This window comes from Paenibacillus sp. J31R109 (assembly GCF_059692055.1).
The window spans coordinates 15,769-37,932 of record NZ_JCAUAR010000018.1 but is presented as its reverse complement, the minus strand read 5'-3'; the positions used below and the strand labels follow the sequence as shown (position 1 = coordinate 37,932).

Below are 22,164 nucleotides of genomic sequence, written 5' to 3'. Positions count from 1 at the left end.
GCTTAACCTGCCTACTGTAAACCTACTGATTAGCTGGATTAAACTAAGAAAAATCCATATGATTCTGCTTTTGCAATTGGATTTCATTAAGAATTCACTTCAAACAACATAGAAAAAGGAACTGGCCACAGCTTGAGCCCATGCTCCGAACTGACATCCAATTCCTTATATACTTCTTAATTGACCCGTATTTTTCCTGAACGTTCCCGGGCTAATGCCCTCCATACGCTTGAACGCCTTATAGAACGTATTCGTATTGTGATATCCGACTTGCTTAGCAATATCATCGATCGTCAGATTTTCTTTCATGAGGAGCTCGCAGGCATGGGTCATACGAATATGTTCCATGTAGCTAGAGAAATTCTCCCCTACCTGCTCCTTGAAAAATTGGGACAAGTACACTTCGCTAATATGAAAATGTTCCGCTACATTCGCTAAACACAAGTTGCCATCCGAGTAATTCTTATGTAAGTATCCTATAATGCGATCCTTCAGCTCCACATTGCGGCTCTTTTTCTGTGTGTTGACATATTGGCATAAGCTGGCAAGTGTATCGGTTATATAGCGAAAGGCATCTTGAAAAGCTTGAAATGCGCTAACATGTTCAATAAAATCTCGATACGCGAGGTCTTCCTCTTTCCCATTTAACTGAAAAACCTCATGGATTAATTTATACCCTGTCGCTGATAGATCAAAAATAAGGAGCCTCATCGTATTCGTTGTCATACGTCGTTCCTGCGTATTCTCTCTATGTATATCCTCGAACAGCTTCCGGACTTCTCTCTCATTGCCTGATTTCACTAAATTCATCATTCGCTGTTCGATTTCGATCGGATAATAGTAGCCCTCATCATCCTTAGGTATCTCGTCATAGCGAAGCACGTAGGACTCGTTCCTATTCATCAACATATCAAGCGCTTTATTGGCTTCATTAAAGGAACGATAGACATCCAGTAGGTTTTCATAGATGCCGCCAACGCCAAACGTCACTTGTATATCTGTAAATTCATTCACCCTCTCATTCAACCTGTGAATGGTTCCCATCGCTAGTTCTTCGAATTGCTCCCGATTCTCATCGGAAAAATTCATCAAAATAGCAATTCGCTCCTGCCCCAAATCATGAATGAAACCCGAAGAGCCCAGTTCTTTACTAAGCAGTTCTTTCATGATGACTCTTTTCAATGTCAGGAAATCATGAGCTAGACTACTCCGACCTTCCTCATGCCATTTCAGCCGCAGTACAGCGACACTATAATAATTGCCTGTCAAATGTAAGCTCATATCAGCGAACGAAGCTTCAATTTCATACGAATCATTGAATTCACCACGCAGCAAGCGATCTACTAAGGCAGCTCTAAGCAACGGGATCTGCTGTTGGATCTCTGAATGCAAGGCTTCGTTATTCACAATCAACTTTGAAATAGAGCCTTCTAAGAAGCTATACTCATTGGAATTGTGATCACTTATTCCAGTGAGTTTTTCACCGAAACGTTTTATTAACGCACGAATCGGTTGGCTATTCCGATTAGCAAAGAAGATGGCAATGATGAGACCGACAAAGAGTCCTATCAGAATAATAAACGCGTTGAGTTTCTTGAGGTCATCCACTTTCTTCATGACGAGTCGGGTAGGTATGGCCGAAACGTAGGTCCATTTCGTTTCCGAGGATGTATAATAGCTAACGAGCATATCTTCTCCGCTCATTCGTTGTTGAACGAAGCCTTCTTTTCCGTTAAGCGCTAAATTCTCTACATGAGGAAGCCCGTTCTGACCGCCAATTGATGTAATCACTCGACCATTGTTGTCAGAAATATAAGACCATGCCCCGTTCTGGAGGTTAAGTCGATTCAACAACCGATGAATTTCGGATTCTGGAATGAGTACGAGAATAGTTCCCTTGGGATGATTAAAGCCTAGTGGCACGGACTGAATATAAGTCACATACGGATTCCGTTTCCCGTTTACGACAATATCACGCGCTGGCAGGTACTCACCTTTATGGTATTTCTGCAGAAACTCCGAATTCCACTCTTCATAGGTAAGTCCGCTGAAATTTAACGTTTCTTGATAGTACATAGGCATGCGCATTGACATATCTTTGGGTGACATAATCAAGTCCGTATTGTTGAAATGCACGTAGAAGTTTCCAATAAAATCACTGGTGAATTTATAATTTTGTATATATTTCCAGGTGTCAATCGCCTTATAGGAATCCGAATCCCCTGTTAAGGAGGTGACGTTGAGAAGAGAGCTGATTTTGGGATGAAAGCTCACCTGGGTCACGATATTCTCAACTTCCTTCAAGCGTGCATCCACGACTTCACTACTCTGCCTGAGCATGGATACATTCGATTCGGTAGCATCCTTCTCGACGACGCGCAATGCCACAATATACATAACTGCGCCAATCGACACGGTGAAAAACATAATAATCAGATAGGATACTAATAAGCTTGAGAACGTACGTTTCAACTTACTTCTCAACGGAAACACCTCCGATCACTAGCGGTGAACCCATTATATTCACATAATTCCCATGTGTCAAGTCGGAATTACACACTTTGATGAAAACGCTATCATCAGTAAACATCACCAAGTCGTCGCCCTATTTTCGTTAAAACATCCTTATCTTTGGGATCTAAGGAGCCATCCGGAAGCACGCCAATATTCAAAAGTAAGTTATATTTCTTAGCTCTCGCTGCCATTAACTTATCCCATACTTCCCCCTCTGTCAGATGCTTCGCTTCGGCTTTGTATCCCCACGAAACAGGGTTATTAATCATCGTCGTGCAGACTTCGACTATCTTTCCTTCTGCTTGATCCCCTTGATTTAGCTTTTCAATATTATGCTCGGGAGCAAAAAAGTCCTCTGTACCCAATAAGCCTTGTTTGTATGAGATCAAAGCATGAGGGGATGTTGCTCGGATATGTTCGTATAACTCTTCACAATTGAACTGTGTATGGTCCCCCGTCCTCAATACACCAATCCCATCTAACCAAATGCCCGCAGCAGTGGGATATTGGACAAGCAATTCCGTGATCTGGGCCTTCATGAAAGCCACGTAAATGGACAACTGACTCTCTTCTCCATACTTATATGTCGGCTCATCTGGGTTATATGCTGGTCGCGCAGCACTGCCCCAAAGATTATTGTTGGGTGCATGCGGATGTTTCCAATCTCTTCCATGCGAATAGTACAAGAAGAAGCCTAATTGATATTTCTCACAGGCATCAGCCAATTCTTTCACCAAATCACGCTTCGCTGGCGAATTCAAGCTATTGAAGTCGGTCAATTGCGTCTCAAATAAGCAGAAACTTTCATGATGGCGTGTCGTCAAATTGATATAATTCATTCCGCTTTCTTTGGCAAAAGCCGCTATGGCATCCGCATCAAAATGCTCAGCCGTAAATTGATCCTTCAACTTTGCGTATTCACTGACAGGTATTTGTCGGTTATATTGCACCCATTCCATGATTTTTTCGTCTTCACGGCTATCAACGCCCAATAAGGAGTATAGGCCGTAATGAAGAAACAGTCCGTACTTAGCCTCCTTGAACCAAGCCAAATTCGCTTCACGGGGGTTGTGTTGGTACAGCTCCGCATACCGTTCTAAATAAGCAGGAACAGGTAACATGATGATCTCTCCTTTAGCTTGATGAATGCTTCAATGCGCCTTGTAATTCACGTACAACCTGCTCATGTTGCTGAGCAATATCGCTATTTTCCCATGGATCATTAACGACATTAAATAACTTCGGTTCTTCATCATCGGTCATAACCAGCTTAAATGTGCCGTCGGAAATCATTGACCAACTATGTTTATTGTGTTTGCCATCGGCAGCCAGTGACGAGACTTGATAGTCCCGAAGCTGCACTTGTTTCCCTTCCAGAAGCGGCTTTAATGAAATTGCATCCACCGCTTCCGGCATGACCGTGCCCGCATAAGCCGTGAAAGTCGCAGCTAAATCTTGCAGCTCTACTAGCGCTGCAGAAACCTCCCCGCGACGGATGCCTGGACCGCTGATCACCAGTGGAATATGCACCGAACTGCGGTGTGGGACACATTTTCCAAAACGACCATGATCTCCTAACATTTCACCATGATCCGAAGCATACACAATGATCGTATTCTCCCATTCGCCTCTAAACTTGATCTCATCGATGATCAGTCCAATATTCCGATCAATATTCTCTAGCATGGCCGCATAGTTTTGCCGAATTTCGTTAGGGTTGCGATCCCCATCCCATTCCCAATTGTAAGGCGATGGGAACGTTACATCCTGCCAAGCCGCTTTCATTCGTTTCGTGATATCCCATGGTCCATGCGGTCCCGTAAAGTTCACCATCATAAACCAAGGCTGATTTATATCAAAATTCTGCAGCATGCCCACCGCATTCGATGTAATCCAATTGTCGCAATAGGCATCATCTGGCAAATCGGTCGGTGCTGTACCATGTCCCTTGCGATTCTTCATGTCCGCCATGTGTAGCTGTGCAAGATCACGCTGATATAAATAGGCCATATAAGGATCTTTCGGGCCTTCCTTCCCAGATAGAATAGCATCAATTTTGCCAGCATTATCTATTGCTTTAGTGAATCCAAGCGCAGCCAAATCGTTGATCCAACCGTCCAACCCCCACCAGTAGGTAGGCTTGTGAAGATCGAATTTTCCTACTCCGCCGACCTGGTAACCAGCTTCTTTAAGCACACTGTAAAAGGTCTTCTTTTTTAAAGGATAATTCGCCTCATTACTCGGTGTTTCACACTGGTCATACCTGACTCCGGCAGCCAAACACGCTCTCGCCGGCGCACATAAGGGCGACGGTGTAATTGCTTGTGTAAACGTAACCCCTTCCTGCATCAATTGCTGGATATGAGGCATCCGTAACGGCAAATTCGCGCCCTCATAAGGCATCCAATCCCCCCGATGGGAATCAGGAAAAAGAAATAATAGATTCGGCTGCTTATTCATCGCATCATACCTTTCCTGTCTGTTGCTCTAACTGGTCAAATTCTTTTTTCCATACGTCATATGACATATGATGGATGCCAAATTTACCAGCCGTTTGTTGTGTGGCGATGGGCTCCAAATCCATTTGCAAAATAATCTCATCCAAGAGTTGCAGCGTAAGCTGTTTTTGGATGACACCATACTCGCTTTTGTTATACAAATTGTTCAGTTCTTGCGGGTCCTGAATCAAATTGTAAAGCTCACCATTCGGATCACCAGCGACATAAACCAACTTCCATTCCTTCGTAATCAACGCATGTTGATCAGGGCTTAATCGACGATCTCGCCCTGCATGGAGAAGGGTTAATCGATCGCGCACACTTTGGCTTTCCCCATTCACGACAGCCCATTGCGATACCCCATCCGCTGACAAAGTATGCTGGTCAATACCTACAGCTTCCAAGAGTGTAGGTACAACATCTACAAAGGATAAGAGGGCTTCTGTCTGAACGCCTTTGTAGGAAGAACCCGGATTCTTGATGAGAAAAGGAATATTAATCAGCTCTTCATAGAGACAGCCACCTTTAGCCATTAAACCGTGTGAGCCCATGTATTCCCCATGATCCGAGGTAAACACGATAATGGTATCGTCTGCTAAGCCGAGCTCTTCCAGTTTATCTAGCATTTTCCCCACATTTTTATCAATAAGACTGACTGCACCCCAATACGCACGAGTGATCGTTGCTAGATCAGACACATCCTTGACATAATGCCCACCGCCATCATAGCCTTTCCTGTTTTCGTGGCGAAGTGCTCTGAATTGCTGCGGATAATTGTCTTGCTCCGCCTCTCCGTTATAAGGCGTCACAGCTGGGATCTCCACGCCTTCATACATCTCAAAGAATGGTTTCGGCGGCATAATCGGCCAATGCGGGTCCGGGAAGCTGGCAAAGCAATAAAACGGTTGTTCACTGTCTCTCACCGATTCCAGAAAGCAGCAGGTTTGATCTCCTACATAACTAGAGGAAAATAGATGCTCAGGAATATCGTTCTTATAAACCCCTTGCCCACAGGATACATCCAGCTTCTCCATGTTTTCCGTCTTAAAATAGTGATAGTCGTCTGCATGCTCCTCTCGGAGCCACTTGCCATAATGCCCATACAGTGAATTGCTATGCCCTAGTATGAGCTGCACCGTTTCAAAACCTGCGTAAGGCCCATTCCACGCTTCAAACGTCCCATCACGCCAGTCTGCGATTGACTCCTCCGTCCCTCGATGCTGTTGTGATTTGAAATGCGCTTTACCGATAAAATGTGTCCGATACCCTTGCTCGCTAAGCACATCTCCGATGGTTCTCTCGCCGCTGCGCATGGAGTTATTGTGATGTGTCGCACCGTGGTGACTTGATTTCTTACCCGTAACCAGTGTTATCCGCGATGGTGTGCAGACCGGACTCTCACAGTAAGCGCGATTAAACTGTATCCCTTCTTGGGCAAGCCTATCTAAATTCGGTGTCTGAATATGCTCATTGCCATAGCTCCTTACTGTATCCTTGCGCTGTTGATCGGTTGTAATAAATAAGATATTTTTCCGCTTCGTCTGCATGGTGGTTCCACTTCCTTTCTGCTTTTCTACATAAAAAGAGGCACAGCCATCGTGCCCCAGATGATAACATAGTTGCTCTTCTTATTTTTTATATTGTTTGTCGTAAGCCTTCTGCGTGAGATCTACATACTTCTTCAAGCCGATTTTATCTAGCTCTTTCAGATAGGTATCCCAGTCTTTGTCAGCATCAAGGTCCCCAACGACAAATCTAGCCGTCGATTCCTTCACATATTCCATAATGGAGAAATCAATGCCATTGTACTCTTCCGCTGTTTTTTCCTCTAAAAAGATAGGTGGTAGCACTTCTTTTGGCTTAAACGGCTCATATTTCTTCTTCGTTTCTTGGTACAGAATGGCTTCTTGATCTGTCGCTTCAGCAATATTCGCGCTTCGGAAGGCTTGCGGATAATACACAGGTGTATTCTTGTTCCAGTGCACATTCTGCGTGTTGCCGAATTTTAGGATTCGGAAGAATGTGCCCTTATTGCCATCAATGCCCTTCTCTCCGTCTTTCCCATATCGCCACTCAATATCCTGTCTTCCTGCATTCGATCTCAGTGTGCCATCAATACTATAGAACCAGTCGATCCAACGAATCGCGGCTTCTGGATTTTTACTTGCACTCGTAATCGCGAACTTACCTGAATCGACTTGATACGGATAGTATCCCGTTGTTTGTACCCCTTTTGGACCTTTCAATGGCGGAACTGAGGTGTAGCTCTTCATTCTCTCTGTGCCTGCCGCCATAAACCCAGTCATCGCTCCTGCGGTAACACTACCGATCAGAACATCATTTTTGTTGTTACCCAGTTGTTTTAATTGCGCATTGTCCTGTGTGATTGCTCCTTTATCCAGTAAGCCCTCCTTATACAGCTTGTTAAGAAATTTCAAGCCTTCCTTCCACTCTGCTCTGTCAAAAGAGGTAGATACTTTCCCATTCTCCAAAATAAATGGCCGCTCATCAAAGCCTCTATCATACACAAACGCAGACATTATAAAGTGATATACGTTGGTGTTATAGCCGTTAATGCTGCCTGTCAGCGGGATTTCATCCGCTTTGCCGTTGCCATTCGGATCTTTTTCTTTGAAAGCTTTGAGAACCGTGTACAGCTCATCTGTCGTTTCCGGCATTTTGAGACCCAGCTTTGTCAGCCAATCTTGGTTAATCCACAGCTTTTGCCCTAATGTCGTATGATACGTTTCTTCAACGGAAGGCAACGCATAGATCTTGCCATTTGGCGTGGTGATCATTTGCTTAATTAGCGGATTCGCGTCTAGTAGTTTTTTAATATGAAAGCCATATTTATCAATTAGACCGTTCAGCTCCAACAGAACCCCTTGGTTCCCATACTGCACTTGTTGGACATTGCTGATCTTCGTATTCATAAACACATCGGGCAGATCCGAGTTCGCTGCTAACAATAGATTTCTTTTCTGTTCCATATCCTTGCTGCTAACAAGTGACCAATCGATATGAATGTTCGTTTTTTCCTCGTATTCTTTAGTCAGTTCATTTGTTTCGATATTTTCGATGACAGGGTCATTCAGAGTAAATATTTTGAGCGTCGTCTTTTCTTTGGTAATCGGAAAGGAACCTGCTGCTGTCACCTTCTCTTCTTTCACAGGTGTCACCGTTGGCTGATCTTGCGCAGCCTTATCGGAGCAGCCCGCAAACACGAAAGCCGTTGATACCGTTAAACTTAGCACCGCTGTTAATTTCTTGGTCTTGTTCATTGTCGTTTCCTCCTGAAAAAGTAGTTAACCTTTAATTGAACCAATCATGACTCCCTTTACAAAATACTTCTGGACAAACGGGTACATCAGTAAAACGGGGATGCTTGAAACGATAATGACAGAATACTTGAGTAGCTCCCTCACTCCTTCCCTAGCGCTCATCTCATCTAAATCCACGCCAATTAAAGATGTATCGACGGAATTGAGGATTAGAATATCGCGGAGAAACATCTGCAATGGGAACTTATCCTTATCTCGCAAGTAAATCAGCGCATCGAAAAATGAGTTCCAATGATCTACCGCGTAAAATAAGGAAATGACAGCAATGATGGCTTTGGATAATGGCAGCACGACATACCCTAGAAATTGAAAATCACTGCAGCCATCCATTTGAGCCGCTTCCAGCACTTCATCCGATATGGTGCTTTGGAAATACGTGCGAGCCAGAACCACATTCAACACGGTGATGGCACTCGGGATAATTAAGGCCCACATTGAATTCACTAATCCAAGTCCGTTTACGACCAGGTACGTTGGAATTAGCCCACCGCTGAAAATCATCGTAAAGGCCATGAATAGCATAATGCCGCCGCGCCCATAGCAATCTTTGCGAGAAAGCGGGTACGCTGCCAAAATCGTCAAGACCACATTGATGAAAGTTCCTACCACCGTATAAATGATGGAGTTCGAGTATCCTCGCCAAATCGGTTTATATTCAAATAGCGCTTTGTACCCTGCAATACTGGGCTCAACAGGCCATAGTCGTACTCTTCCTGTTAAGACAGCTTCCGGAGAGCTGAAGGATGAGCTTACGACATACAGAATTGGATACAAAACAGCTAGGAAAAACAAGGTGATACATAGATAATTAATCACATTAAAGACATGATCTTTTTTACTTTCTTGAAAAGCGTACATACAACTGCTCATCTCCTTCCCTCATGGGATTGTCGATTACCATAGACTTACTTGGCCTGCTTTTTTGGCAATTTGATTCACGGTAATGATAAAAATGAAATTGACCACGCCGGTGAATAAACCGATGGCGGTTGCGAAGGAATAGTCCGTCATTGCGGACGCTAATCCCACTTTATACACGTAGGTTTGGAGCACTTCCGCTGTTCTTAGATTCAAAGGATTTTGTAGCAGCAACACTCTTTCGAAGCCTACTTGCATGATATGTCCTGTTTGTAAAATGAGGAGAATAATGGCGGTCGGCATGATGGCAGGAACATCGATATAGATTAACCGCTGGAATTTCGTCGCTCCATCCATGAGTGCTGCTTCATATCGTTCTGGATGGACACCCGCGAGCACAGCCAAGTAGATGATGGTTCCCCACCCTGCATTCTGCCAAACCTCTGTCCCCACATAGATGGATTTGAAATAGGCGGGCTCGCCGAGAAAATCGATTTGTGGTCCCCCGAAAAAGGCAATGAGATGGTTGATGATCCCTAATCTCAAACTCAAGAACTGCAGCGCAATACCGATAATGACGACCGTCGAAATAAAATGCGGCGCATACGTCGTCATTTGTACGATTTTCTTGTATGTCTTGTTATTCATACTATGTATGCCTAGTGCCAGAAGGATTGGAAATGGGAAAGCGACAATCAATTGGTAGAAGCTTAAGCCGATTGTATTTAGCACTATTCGTTTGAATTGATAGGAAGCGAACAATTTCTCAAAGTTCCTGAAGCCAATCCAAGGGCTATCCCAAATCCCTTTCACCGCCATAAATTTCTTGAACGCAATTTGGATGCCGAACATGGGAATATATTTGAAAATAATAAAATAGATTATCGGAAGCAGCAGCATGAGGTAAAGTTGTTTGCTTCTGCTCAGTTTCCGTACTATTTTCTTAAATTTTACATTTTCGTTAATTCCCATTGGTATACTTGGTTTCATGAGGTGACCATTCCTTCTTTCCATTCGACTGGTTACTTTAGCCTACTGAAATAGCGTCGACAAAAAAACCATCACTTCACATAAACATGGATTTAATTAGGAAATCGCAGGTTGATTATTTTAAGAAAGATGGATAATTTTATGAGCTGTACCGGCCGAAAGCTTGATCTTATGCGTAAAAAGGCTCCATCATCCGTTAAGATGAGGAGCCTTTTTATTAGCGATCAGCGCGCCTTTTTCACTCATAATTCATTTCTGGCAGATACATAAACCCATTGTCCATCCGTGCTGCTACCCACCAATTCATAATCACCAGGACTAAGCTTTGCAATCACTTTCTCTTTTTGATCATCGACGTTGTAACTATACAGGGATAAAGAAGAATTGGCGTTAAAGTCCCTATTCTTGAATGACACAAAGCGATGTGTTCCTTTTTGCCAAAAACGTGGTTGTAAATCGGCAGGCAGTGTCATCCTTTCGTTTTCATGATATATCACACCATTACCGTTGTAATAATAACGATATGCCCCATCGTCTGAAGCCACAAATCCACTCCAACCATGGTCTCCAATTGGCGATTTCCACGCCTCAAACATGCCACTGCTCCACGAATAGCGGAACTCCTGACTTTCATGTGTCTCTTCATTAATCATATACGTATACACATACCTGCCATCATCTTGAAATTGAATGGGTATTTTCGTAGAGCTAACTTGGTTATCTGGTATTTGACCTATGAGTCTTTTGGGGAGGTTCACGATTTTCTTCGTTTCCAAGTGATAAATAACAAAATCCAAATCCGTTTCTTGCTTTTCTTGGCCGAGGGCGAGAATCAATTGCTTACGATCTAGACTAAATGAGGCCCCGTGGACATAGCCAGGTACGTGAATTTCTAGCTCCGTTTCGCTTCGCGGAATCTCAACACCGTTCTTCGGTTGCTCATAGAAAAAGCCTCGTGTGTCCGCGACAAAATCGCCTTTCCCTTTATATTGAATCATAAGTGGTACTGGATACGTCTTCATTTCATTAAGACCAACGTTATAGACCGAATGGGATAGCGGTAATGTCGCATCACATTCACAGTAGTCGAGGAATTGCGTAGCTAGCATGAAATCGGCATTATACAAGGCCAGCAAATGAAAGGGTTCAGTGAACTTACTGATCTTTTCCTTACGTCCATCTTCGACGGAGATACGCCATAATTGTTGAGGCTTTTGAATATAAGTCTGAAATGTAGGAGTATCTCTCAGTGCTGTACCTGAACTTGTTACTGCTCCGTTCACATCAACGGTATAGCCATGTATTGGATACGTATTGTTAACGAGACCTTTTATGGAGACGGTGAGGTTTAACGCTCTCTCATTGTGCCAATTGAATACGACGTCTATTTGTGGACTAGGATCTCCACTCATCGTGATAGCTTTACGTAATGTTTCCTCTACAGATTTGCGATTCATCCCTTCAGGAAACGTAATGGCGAATGTTTGCGGTGTGTCCGCGACAATCGTCTCAACGGGTGCTCTTAAATAACCTCTTGGCTCCAAACGAATACTGACAGCTTGTTGAGGTACTTCCACGAATGGTGTGACTTCACTTGACTTGGAAGTTGGTGATACGGCAGGCAGTTCAACTGGTTTCGTACTCTCCTTAGCAGATGTTACGGGTAGATCCTTTTCTTCTCTTTCACAGCCGACGATACAAGTAAGGATTAAAATTGCGTAAATCAACCATTTCCTATTCTTCAAAACAAACCACCCCTACATCCAATGTATGCCATTTTAGTTAGACGTATGGTGCCCCTCATTTGTTGTGCAAATAAACTAATATTGGAAAAAATCTATGTTAAAGATAAAGGGATGCCATACGCTCTTCACGTATAGCATCCCTTTATCTCTTATGGTGCTAGCGGTCCTACTTGTGCAGTTGTCAAAGGCACTTGGACTACCGAACTTGTTGCATACTCATCCGCGCCTACATCATTTGTTCCCGAACGGCTCTGACCATCCATGTCCGTCGTAACAAACGTGTAAGAACCTGCAGAAGCATTAATCGCCGGACTTGAACTAGATAACTTCTGTAAGCCGCCTGATGTCGTTAACAATGGATTCACGTTATTGATTTCAGCCGATGTTCTAGCCACATTGCTTAATGTGGAACCGAACCCAATGTTGCCTTGAAACGTAGTATTGCTGGTTTTCACCTGATTAAATAACGTACCTGTCGTGTTTTTCACGATATTGTTGGCAATGATGCTGTCTACAGGCGCTTGAGAGTAGTTTCCGCCGATCACGATCCCGGTTGTACTGTTGACAATCGTGTTGTTAACAATCTGCGCGCGGTACACTCTCCAGTGCTTGCTTAAATCAGAGCTCGTGTACGAATTACCATTCGTACCTCCGTCAAAATCCCCGCCGTCTACGTTAATCGCATCCGAGTACCCACTGCCCGTTAGGTTTTCAAAATAATTATTGAACACCTTGTGATCATTCGCATACAGACGGATACCGCCGATGCCTGACTTCACCCCATCTCCTAGGAAGAAGTTGCCGTAAAAGCTCTGAGCATGTCCATGCCGAGATGAAAGCACGCCTTGCGAGTTGCGGAACGTATTATACCGAACGGTGTTGTTACCGCTTTTCACAGAGATATATTCGGGATCACCGTCACAGTTTTCAAACAAATTATATTGAATCGTTGCATAGGCGTTCGACATGGATAGTGTACTGACGCCTAATCGTATAGCTTCCATTTCATTCGTTGCACGAGGACCGATGTCATGAAAATAGTTGTACTCAATCGTATCGTATTGCGAGATTTGAGTCGAAGATCCGTCCACTGTAATAAAGTTACCCAAATCATGCTTAGGCCCGAATTCATTATGATCAATACGGTTATGATGGCTGTTGGCACCACCAATGTACACCCATTTCAGTGAATTCCCATTTTCAGTAAGGGCAAACGTATTACGTGTCACGCGTACGTTGTTGCTTTGATCTAATTTTACCGCTGTATTGCCTGTATTCGTAAATTTCAAGCCTTCAATCGTGACATAGGAGGAATTGGCTACGATAAAATATGCACTGCCCGATATAATAGCCTGCCCGGTGTTGGCAGCTTTAATCGTAATCGGATTTGAGGCTGTTCCATTTTTGCCGCTGATACTGAAGTTCCCCCCATTGGTATAGGTACCATTGGCAAGTACAATCGTTGTCCCAGCTGTCGCGCTGCTAATCGCAGACGTTAGTTGCGCGGATGTTGACACATTGACAACCGTACCGCCTCCACCAGCTTGGGTTGTTGCTGAAGCTGTACTGCTCGCTGCAGATGTATTGCCTGCCGCATCCTTGGCTCTAACCGTATACGAATATGATGTGGATGCGCTCAAGCCGGAGTCACTGTAGGAGGTTGTAGCGGATGAACCCACAAATGCGCCAGCACGATAAATATCGTAGCCTGTCACGCCGACGTTGTCCGTCGAAGCTGTCCAGCTCAAGTTAATCTGGCTGCTCGACGCCGCGGTAGCTGCTAATCCAGTAGGCACTGTTGGCGCTTGGGTATCACTTGAACCCGCTTGCGTTGTAGCGCTTGCTGTGCTGCTTGTTGCCGAAGTATTGCCTGCTGCATCCTTGGCTCTAACTGTATAAGAATACGATGTCGATGCACTCAAACCGGAATCGCTGTAAGTAGGTGTAGCGGATGATCCGACAAGTGTGCCAGCACGATAAATATCGTAGCCTGTCACACCGACATTGTCGGTCGAGGCTGTCCAGCTCAAATTAATTTGGCTGCTGGAAGCTGCGGTAGCAGCTAATCCAGTAGGCACTGATGGCGCTTGTGTATCACTGGCCGCACTATCTGTTACCGAAACATCGTCATACTGAGCGACACCATTGGCATAAAAGCCTGGCACGCCATTCGTCAAGCTGCTATCGGTGCCTTGTACCAATAAGGTCCCATTCACGTAGCCTTTGACCGAAGTTCCATTCACTTCTAGTTGCAAATTATAAAATGTTGAGGTATTCGCTGTGAAAGGAACCTGCTGAATCGTCGATGTGGAACCGCTTACTTTTTTATTTAGAAGTAAATTTCCATTATATAAAATCAGGAAATAGTAGTTATTACTATTCGTATAACGAGCTACGATACCATTACGAACACTTGTTGATCCCACTTTCACTTTGGCCGAATACGTATAATTCGTCCAAGATGACGTACCATTCGTCATAATGTAGGTATTCGAAGTAGATGACGTTTGGGTAGCAACCTTACTTCCATCCGTAGCAATGCTCCAAGTCCCATTACCGGAAGCGTTCGTCCATCCACCGGATGGGAAACTGTTGTAGGCTTCAAAATTATCACTTAACAATGTCGCCGCGAAGGCGGGTGTGGCAAGCGGCAGTAAGGAGAATGAAAGCATACAACTAAGAGCCAAAGGAATGATCTTTTTCGACTTGTCGATTTTCATGTGCGTTTGCTCCTTAAGTTTTAATATTCGTACCGTGAAAATAATAATTACGAGCCTCCTCTTATGTATGCGCTTTCTAGTTGTCAAAGCCTATTGCCTTGTTACGTCCATGGGTCTGTCCTTCTCCTTCTCAACTCCTTTAGGCACATCTAAAATTAGCTTGTACTTGATCCAATAATGCCAATCCAACTAACAACTTCATTATAAAATCAATCCATATCCCTTAGACAGGGATTATTCTAGGTCAAGTTGTGTTTTATATAGGATTTGTTCACCAATTTGAAATATCTGCCTTTATAAATTTATTGTCAAAAGGTGTAGAATAATGTAATACGTTTTTTTCTACGCAAAGGAGGAGTTGTCATATGTCACAGACATCAGTTCAAGAAGTAGCAGCAACACTTGCTGCTGAACCCAAAACATTAGACGTACTTGACCAATTATTAAAGCCTGAGGTTCAAGAATCTCTTTCTATTCTGGTCGATAACCTTCCTAAGTTAGCTGAGATGGTTACCATGCTAACGAAGGCGTACGACTTCGCGCAAAATGTGGCGACAGACAAAGTACTCATCAACGATTTTGCCCAAGGAATTGGCGAATTCGTGAAACCCGTACAAGAAAAAGCAAAAAACATCGCATCAGCAGCTATTGAAGCTGGCGAACGCTCACAAGCTGACGCAGGAGCTACCATCGGTCTTTTCGGTATGTTGAAAATGCTGAAAGACCCTGAAGTGCAGAAGACACTTCGTTTTGCCCAAGCATTCTTGAACGTACTCGCTGAACGAAAAAATTAATCCGGACAAGGGATGATAACGATGGCTAAACAAATATTAATTCTTGGTGGCGGTTACGGCGGTCTACTGACTGCATTAACAGCACGTAAACATTTGACAGCTTCAGAAGCACAAATTACGATCATCAATAAATTCTCAACGCATCAAATCATTACTGAATTACACAGATTAGCTGGTGGTACGATTCAAGAGCAAGCCGTTGCGCTTCCTCTTCAAAAGCTTCTTGGAGACAAGAACGTAAATATCGTAGTTGACACCATTTCTGAGATTAAACCAAATGAGAAAAAAGTACTTACAAACAGCGGTGCTGTACATACGTACGATGCGCTGGTTGTAGCTCTAGGCAGCGAAACGAACTACTTTGGTATTCCTGGTTTGGAAGCGAACAGCATGATTCTGAAATCCGCGGCAGACGCTAACCGCATTCGTGCGCATGTGGAAGCTCGCTTGGACGCTTACAAAGCATCTGGCAACAAAGCTGATGCAACGATTGTTGTTGGCGGCGGCGGCTTAACAGGTGTTGAACTTGTAGGTGAATTTGCGGATAAACTTCCTGAAGTATGCCGTGCGAAAGGTATCGACTTCAAGGATGTTTCCATCTATTGTGTGGAAGCTGGCCCTGCTGTTCTCCCTGTATTCCCACAAGTACTCATTGAGCGCGCAGTAACAAGCCTTGAGAAGCGTGGCGTGACATTCTTGACAGGTGTTGCCATCACAGAAGCTACAGCCAATACTGTATCTCTGAAAAGTGGACAAACGATCGAAGCTGGTACGATTATTTGGACTGGCGGCGTGAAAGGCAACGCTGTTGTCGGCAGCTGTGGTATCGCAGAAGATCGCGGTCGTGCTACCGTAACATCAACGCTGCAATCCACAAGCCATGCTGATGTTTTCTTAGCTGGAGATTGCGCAGTTGTCTTCCCTGAAGGCAGTGAAAGACCTTACCCACCTACTGCTCAGCTTGCTTGGCAAATGGGTGAAACGGTAGGTTATAACTTGTCCGTTCAACTAAAAGGCGGCGTAATGGATAAATTCGTTCCTGTTTTCTCCGGTACACTGGGCAGCCTCGGTCGCAAAGACGGCGTTGGCACCATTGGCGGAAAAAATACACAGCTCAAAGGCTTACCTGCAACACTGATGAAAGAAGCGAGCAACGTTCGCTACTTGTCACATATTCATGGTCTTTTCGCATTAGCTTATTAATTTCTCAAAGATGTCTCACTGCCTTTTGGCTTGTGGGGCATCTTTTTTTATTCCCCATTTATTTCCCAATAAAATCCTTTATACTAAGAATGTACTGGGAAATGGAGGCGTCCACCGAATGACTGATTTCATAACCTTTTCTGCCAAAGAAAATCTAATCACGACCCCTGGGAAGCTGATATCAGGCCATTACCGACAATCCTACGGCTACCAAGTTAGACGGTCCAACGGTACGAAAGATTATTATCTCACCTTGACGTTACAAGGAACTGGCCTTTTCAACAACGGGAAAGAAACCTATCCTTGTCAGCAGAATGAGGTAACGATCATCACACCAGGTACCCCTCATTTCTATGGAACACCAGAGAATACCCTCTGGGAATTTTATTGGTGTCATTTTGTACCACAGAAAGAATGGTTACCTCTCTTACAGCTGCCCGAGGCAATTAAAGGAATCCGACTTGCCCGTTTGGATAACGATAAAGAGTTGTTCCGGTTATCGAACGCTTTTGCCCAATTACTTCAATATAACGAAGAAGCGGATCCCTTTGCAGAACGATTGGCCATGAACGCGTTGGAACAAATCCTCCTTCTGCTATCCAAAAGTACGATGCAAACCGAATACCCGCTAGATTCCCGCATCAAGCTCTCTTTAGCGTTAATTGCAGAACATTATAACCAACCCTATACCGTTGCTGATTTGGCTGCTGCAGTTAATTTATCCCCATCTAGATTCGCTCACCTCTTTAAAACGCAAACCGGTGAATCCGTTATGGACATGTTAAACAAAACACGACTTCGACAAGCTAGAAAACTCATAGAAACAACGTCATTACCTATGGCCGAAGTTGCCGAAGAAGTTGGTTTCAATCATCCCTTCTACTTTTCACGGCAGTTTTCCGCTTTTTATGGAACTTCACCTGCAGCTTTCCGAAAGCGCATTCAACAAATGAGAATGGAATAAAAAAGAAACGCTGGCGTTAACCCAACGTTTCTCATATCTACGTCTTATGGCGTGGTATAGATATTCGGCTGTGCAGGTGTTGCCATGCCTGTTCCAAGATAATAACTCGTGTGCGGCGGTTGGTTATAAGCTACATTCTGCCATGCGATGTCCAGACGGTATAAAGGATCGTGCATTAACGTCCACAGACGCGTACTTGTCACATATGGGGTTGAGTAGATACGTAAAGCTGTACTATCCGACTTCCGCCAAATGACCTCTTCACGCCAGTCTCCCAGTAGATCGGCTTGCAAGCTAGGATTCCCTTTCGTGTAGTTATTCGAATTGGTTCCTGTTGCGGTTAATAAAGTCGTTGTATTGAGACTGGTGTAGTTCCATTTATCAATGCGTCCAACACCGTTCGTGCCATCCCAATTGTGATCAAGAAGCTCACGAGAAACATCGCCGTCCCACCAAATACCGAAGTTAATGGAAGAAGGGATCGTCGAACTGATTTTGATACCGTTGATTTGATACAGCCCGACTCCGTTACTTGCCCACACTTCTTCGCCAGCGTATCGTGGATCAATATCGGCTGACATTCCTCTTCCTGTATCAGCGCCTGTATTCACGCCCCATTTAATGGCGCCTGTTCCAGCATTCCAGACGGCTGCGCCATAGGCAGCGCTTGTGCTTTCCATGACTTTGAACACTTCAAGACCAGCACTGTTTGGATCCAAATCGCCTACGTGAAGAGCATCGCCGTGACCTAAAGCTGTGTTATATTTCTTAGCGCCGTTGTCATCGATCGTCATCGCACCATAGACGATTTCATCCTTGCCATCTCCATCTACGTCAGCGGCTGTTAAGTTGTGGTTGCCTTGACCTGCATACGCAGAGTTCCCCGAGGTGTTGCTGTCAAACGTCCATAATTTAGATAATGTTCCACCACGCCAATTGTACGCTACCAGAACGGTTCTCGTATAATAACCACGCGCCATGACAATACTCGGCTTTTGCCCATCCAGATAGGCAACCGTAGCTAGGAACCGATCTACCCGATTTCCGTATGTATCGCCCCAATCTCCGACTGTGCCACGCGGAGGATCATAGCTCGTTGAAGTCAATGCTTTCCCTGTCGTCCCTTCAAATATGGTCAAGAATTCAGAACCACTCAGCACCCTTCCCACACTGTTGCGATAATCCGCAGTTGAACTGCCGATCACGACGCCAGTGCCGTCCTTCGTTCCATCCGCTGTTTTCATCGCGATCTCGGCTTTGCCATCCCCATCTAAATCGTAGACCATGAATTGCGTATAGTGCGCGCCAGCCCGAATATTTTTACCCATACTAATTCGCCATAACCGCGTGCCGTTCAGTTTATAGGCATCGACAAATACTTCACCTGTATAGCCATCTTGGGAATTGTCTTTCGCATTCGTAGGATCCCATTTCAAAATAATTTCATATTGACCGTCACCATCCATATCACCAACGCTTGCATCATTGGCCGTATAGGTATAACTAACACCGTCCGGAGTCGTACCACCTGCTGGTTTCTGCAACGGTACGTCCAAATAGTTGTTCGCCCATGGGGTAGCGGCAGCAGAGGCGGATTGCTCTACGCCACCTACTACAGCTTTGACGGTATAGCTTGAGCTCGTTGTCCCGGAGTTATCTTGATAGTTCGTGCTCGTCGTAATCGGTGTAGCATTAAGTTTCACACCATTCCGATAAACATTGAATGATGTACTAGCTGCCTCCGTACCCAACAGTCTCCAGCTGACGAGGACGCCTGTGCTCACCTTAACGGCGACTAAGCCGCGATCTAGCTTCTCCATCTGCCTGGCTACGGCTGCATGTGCGGAAGGTGCTGGGATCCCGAATGAAGTCAAGAGGAGCGAACCCAACGTAATCATACATACTGATTTGATAAGCTGCTTTGCGTTTTTCAACATTTCTACAACCTCCATGTCATCAAAAGTATTCACTGGAATGTTTGCGCTTACATTTCATTCGTTCCTCATTATAACGTGAAATTATCTAAGTTATAATGCAGACAATGGCTAACTTCCTGCACAATACTGCTACTTTATTTTCTATAAGCCTCAAGCAAATAAACGGCCTTATCCTGCTCTTTCTGGAGCAAATCCTTGATTTGTTCCCCAGTCATTTGACTGAATTTGCCCCACAAGAGATTCCGGCATACATTGTGCGGAAATGCCAGATCCAGATACATGAATTTCATTTCATGTGATGTCAGTCCATTTTGCGCTAAATAAGCTCGCATCACTTTCTTAAAAACTAGCGGATTCCAGCCTGATGATTTTTTTACTATGGCATATAGAAGTCGATTCAAATCCCTTGAAGGAACATCGAATCTAACAAATTCCCAATCCAAGATATAAATATCTTGAGACTCCTCTTGTACGATATTTTGAAGATGAAAATCATTGTGACTTACGATTAGTTGAGGTTGATTCTCCTTCCAGGCACAAGAACAAGCACTTATCTGCTCTTGGACATACTTGCCTGTTGTTATACAAAAATCGATATAGGAAAGCACAGCCAGTCGCCACGGTTCTTTACTTTGCAAGCTTGCATTCTTCCAACTTTCTATATAGCTAAGCGCTTCCTCGTATTCACGCTCCCACCTAGCCGATCCATGATAGATAGGGCCAATTGAGGCAGGATATTCTTTCGAAATCATATGGATACTTCCCAATAATGCGGCTAATTTAACCGCTTTATCTACCGTTGTGAGCGGATACGCAACACCGCAAATCCATTGTTGAAGAACATATAAATTGCCTTTATATCTCATGTAATTCTGTGCCTCATCGGTAGGATACACGAATGGAATGTGAATACCTCGACTCCTGAGAAAGTCCTCGACATCAAGCATATAGCGTAATCGGTACTCGTCCATCCGCATCCTTTTCAAAATAAACAGACCTTCGTCTGCCGTAATTTTCACGACAAAAGCCCGCGATGTATGCCGTATGAGCTCAACTCGCCCTATCGTCAAACTGTACGTTAGCGCAACGGCCTTAAGAAGTCCTTTCCCCATCTGCACCACTCTCTCAACATCGTAGTTCTTGATAGTTTATGTCCCTTGTCCAAATTGGTTTGGATGCAAGCGGAGTTGAGAATGCCTGATTGAGAGACGATAGAAACACAAAAAAGCAGAACGCCGCAGCGCCTGCTTCAGCTATTTATGTTTCATACATTAGTGTGTGAAAAAAACAATCTGTATAAAAAACAACACCGCAAAAAGATAGAAAATAGGATGTACATCCTTCCTTTTCCCCCGGATCAGCTTGAGAATCGGATATACGATAAAGCCAATGCCAATCCCGGTGGCGATACTATACGTCAGTGGCATCAGAACAACGATTAGAAAAGCTGGAAAAGCTTCCTCCAGGTCTTGCCATTCAATTTTGCGCAGTACATTCATCATGAGAAAGCCAACAATGATTAAGGTTGGAGCCGTGATGGCCGGAATACTCGCTAGAACCGCAATAATCGGTGAAAAGAATAAGGTCAGCGCCAATAACACGCAAACCACAACGGCAGTAAGCCCTGTTCTCCCGCCTACAGCAACTCCTGAACTCGATTCAATATAGGCTGAAGTTGGACTCGTCCCAAGCAGTGCCCCTGTCGTTGTGCCAACCGCATCAGCCATGAGTGCTCCTCGCGAGCGTGGAAATTTATTATCTTTCAGGAGGCCCGCTTGCTCGGCTACGCCTAGCATCGTACCCGTTGTATCGAATAAGGTAATCAACAAGAAAGTGAAAATAACGGCATATAAGCCTCCCGAAAATACACCTTGTATATCGAGTTGGAATGCTGTTGCAACTAATCCTGTAGGGGCTGCAATGAAGGTATCAGGCACAGCCAAAAGTCCGTACATCCATGCCAGAACAGCCGTGATCAGCATGCCAAAGAATAAGTATCCACGGACTTGATACGCCAATAAGACAAGCGAAATGATGAGACCAATTAATGTAAGAGCCGTCATGGGCTCTTTCAGATTGCCTAAGGTAAGTAAGGTAGCAGGTGAATCCACGATGATTTTGGCATTTTGCAACCCGATAAATGTGATAAACAGTCCTATACCAGCAGTGATTGCGTGTTTGAGACTGGTAGGAATGGCGTCGAGCAACACATAACGGAATGACGTGAGCGACAGCACGATGAACAGAATACCAGCCATAAACACAGCGCCTAGAGCTACTTGCCACGGTACACCATTGCCTCCCACCACTGTGAATGCGAAATAAGCATTCAATCCCATGCCCGGCGCAAGTACGATCGGATAATTCGCGAACAGGCCCATGATGAGTGTGGCTGCTATACTTGCGAGCACAGTGGCCATGAAAACCCCATGAAAGTCCATCCCTGTTGTGCTTAATATCCCTGGATTCACAATGACAATATAGACCATTGTAAGAAATGTCGTAACACCGGCCATCAGCTCTGTGGATACGGAAGTCCCTCGTTCTTTCATTTTGAACAGTTGATCCATGGTTGTCCTCCTAAAATTAGGAATCGTTAA

15 protein-coding genes are annotated in these 22,164 nt (G+C 44.4%); 3 read left to right on the top strand and 12 right to left on the bottom strand.

The window, feature by feature from the left end; genetic code table 11:
• Window positions 1-165 precede the first annotated feature (165 nt).
• From AC58QT_RS29755 to AC58QT_RS29715, 9 genes are all read right to left on the bottom strand, one after another.
• A complete protein-coding gene (locus tag AC58QT_RS29755) occupies window positions 166-2,484 on the bottom strand; it encodes a helix-turn-helix domain-containing protein (protein ID WP_497412141.1) in 2,319 nt (772 codons plus the stop codon).
• A gap of 95 nt (window positions 2,485-2,579) precedes the next feature.
• The gene (locus AC58QT_RS29750) at window positions 2,580-3,635 is read right to left on the bottom strand and encodes an alpha-L-fucosidase (protein WP_497412140.1); all 1,056 of its coding nucleotides are present in this window, start codon (window positions 3,633-3,635) and stop codon (window positions 2,580-2,582) included.
• Window positions 3,636-3,648: 13 nt separating this feature from the next.
• Window positions 3,649-4,974 (bottom strand): sulfatase family protein, encoded by a 1,326-nt coding sequence (locus AC58QT_RS29745; RefSeq protein ID WP_497412139.1) that lies wholly within the window; start codon window positions 4,972-4,974, stop codon window positions 3,649-3,651.
• 4 nt (window positions 4,975-4,978) lie between these two features.
• Window positions 4,979-6,559: a sulfatase family protein gene (locus tag AC58QT_RS29740; protein WP_497412138.1), complete on the bottom strand. Its 1,581-nt coding sequence runs from the start codon at window positions 6,557-6,559 to the stop codon at window positions 4,979-4,981.
• An 81-nt stretch (window positions 6,560-6,640) separates the two neighbouring features.
• Entirely contained in the window at window positions 6,641-8,293 is a 1,653-nt protein-coding gene (locus tag AC58QT_RS29735) for an ABC transporter substrate-binding protein (RefSeq protein WP_497412137.1), read from the bottom strand.
• A 24-nt stretch (window positions 8,294-8,317) separates the two neighbouring features.
• A complete protein-coding gene (locus AC58QT_RS29730; RefSeq protein ID WP_497412136.1) occupies window positions 8,318-9,211 on the bottom strand; it encodes a carbohydrate ABC transporter permease in 894 nt (297 codons plus the stop codon).
• 36 nt (window positions 9,212-9,247) lie between these two features.
• The gene (locus tag AC58QT_RS29725) at window positions 9,248-10,201 is read right to left on the bottom strand and encodes an ABC transporter permease (RefSeq protein ID WP_497412135.1); all 954 of its coding nucleotides are present in this window, start codon (window positions 10,199-10,201) and stop codon (window positions 9,248-9,250) included.
• Between the two features lie 242 nt (window positions 10,202-10,443).
• A complete protein-coding gene (locus AC58QT_RS29720) occupies window positions 10,444-11,946 on the bottom strand; it encodes a hypothetical protein (protein ID WP_497412134.1) in 1,503 nt (500 codons plus the stop codon).
• Between the two features lie 149 nt (window positions 11,947-12,095).
• Window positions 12,096-14,666, bottom strand: a complete 2,571-nt coding sequence (locus AC58QT_RS29715; RefSeq protein ID WP_497412133.1) for a chondroitinase-B domain-containing protein — start codon at window positions 14,664-14,666, stop codon at window positions 12,096-12,098.
• A 365-nt stretch (window positions 14,667-15,031) separates the two neighbouring features.
• Between AC58QT_RS29715 and AC58QT_RS29710 the strand changes: the two genes are divergently transcribed.
• The 3 genes from AC58QT_RS29710 (at window position 15,032) to AC58QT_RS29700 (ending at window position 17,627) form a co-directional block, all read left to right on the top strand.
• A complete protein-coding gene (locus AC58QT_RS29710; protein WP_497412132.1) occupies window positions 15,032-15,460 on the top strand; it encodes a DUF1641 domain-containing protein in 429 nt (142 codons plus the stop codon).
• A gap of 21 nt (window positions 15,461-15,481) precedes the next feature.
• Window positions 15,482-16,663: an NAD(P)/FAD-dependent oxidoreductase gene (locus AC58QT_RS29705; protein WP_497412131.1), complete on the top strand. Its 1,182-nt coding sequence runs from the start codon at window positions 15,482-15,484 to the stop codon at window positions 16,661-16,663.
• A gap of 118 nt (window positions 16,664-16,781) precedes the next feature.
• A complete protein-coding gene (locus tag AC58QT_RS29700; protein WP_497412130.1) occupies window positions 16,782-17,627 on the top strand; it encodes a helix-turn-helix domain-containing protein in 846 nt (281 codons plus the stop codon).
• A 44-nt stretch (window positions 17,628-17,671) separates the two neighbouring features.
• Here the strand turns inward: AC58QT_RS29700 and AC58QT_RS29695 are convergent, their stop codons facing one another.
• From AC58QT_RS29695 to AC58QT_RS29685, 3 genes are all read right to left on the bottom strand, one after another.
• Window positions 17,672-19,525, bottom strand: a complete 1,854-nt coding sequence (locus AC58QT_RS29695) for a rhamnogalacturonan lyase (RefSeq protein WP_497412211.1) — start codon at window positions 19,523-19,525, stop codon at window positions 17,672-17,674.
• Window positions 19,526-19,698: 173 nt separating this feature from the next.
• Window positions 19,699-20,676 carry a YutH/CotS family kinase-like spore coat protein gene (locus AC58QT_RS29690; protein WP_497412129.1) on the bottom strand — a complete coding sequence of 326 codons (978 nt, stop codon included), beginning with the start codon at window positions 20,674-20,676 and terminating at the stop codon, window positions 19,699-19,701.
• Window positions 20,677-20,835: 159 nt separating this feature from the next.
• Window positions 20,836-22,134 carry an NCS2 family permease gene (locus tag AC58QT_RS29685; RefSeq protein WP_497412128.1) on the bottom strand — a complete coding sequence of 433 codons (1,299 nt, stop codon included), beginning with the start codon at window positions 22,132-22,134 and terminating at the stop codon, window positions 20,836-20,838.
• Between the last annotated feature and the right edge of the window lie 30 nt (window positions 22,135-22,164).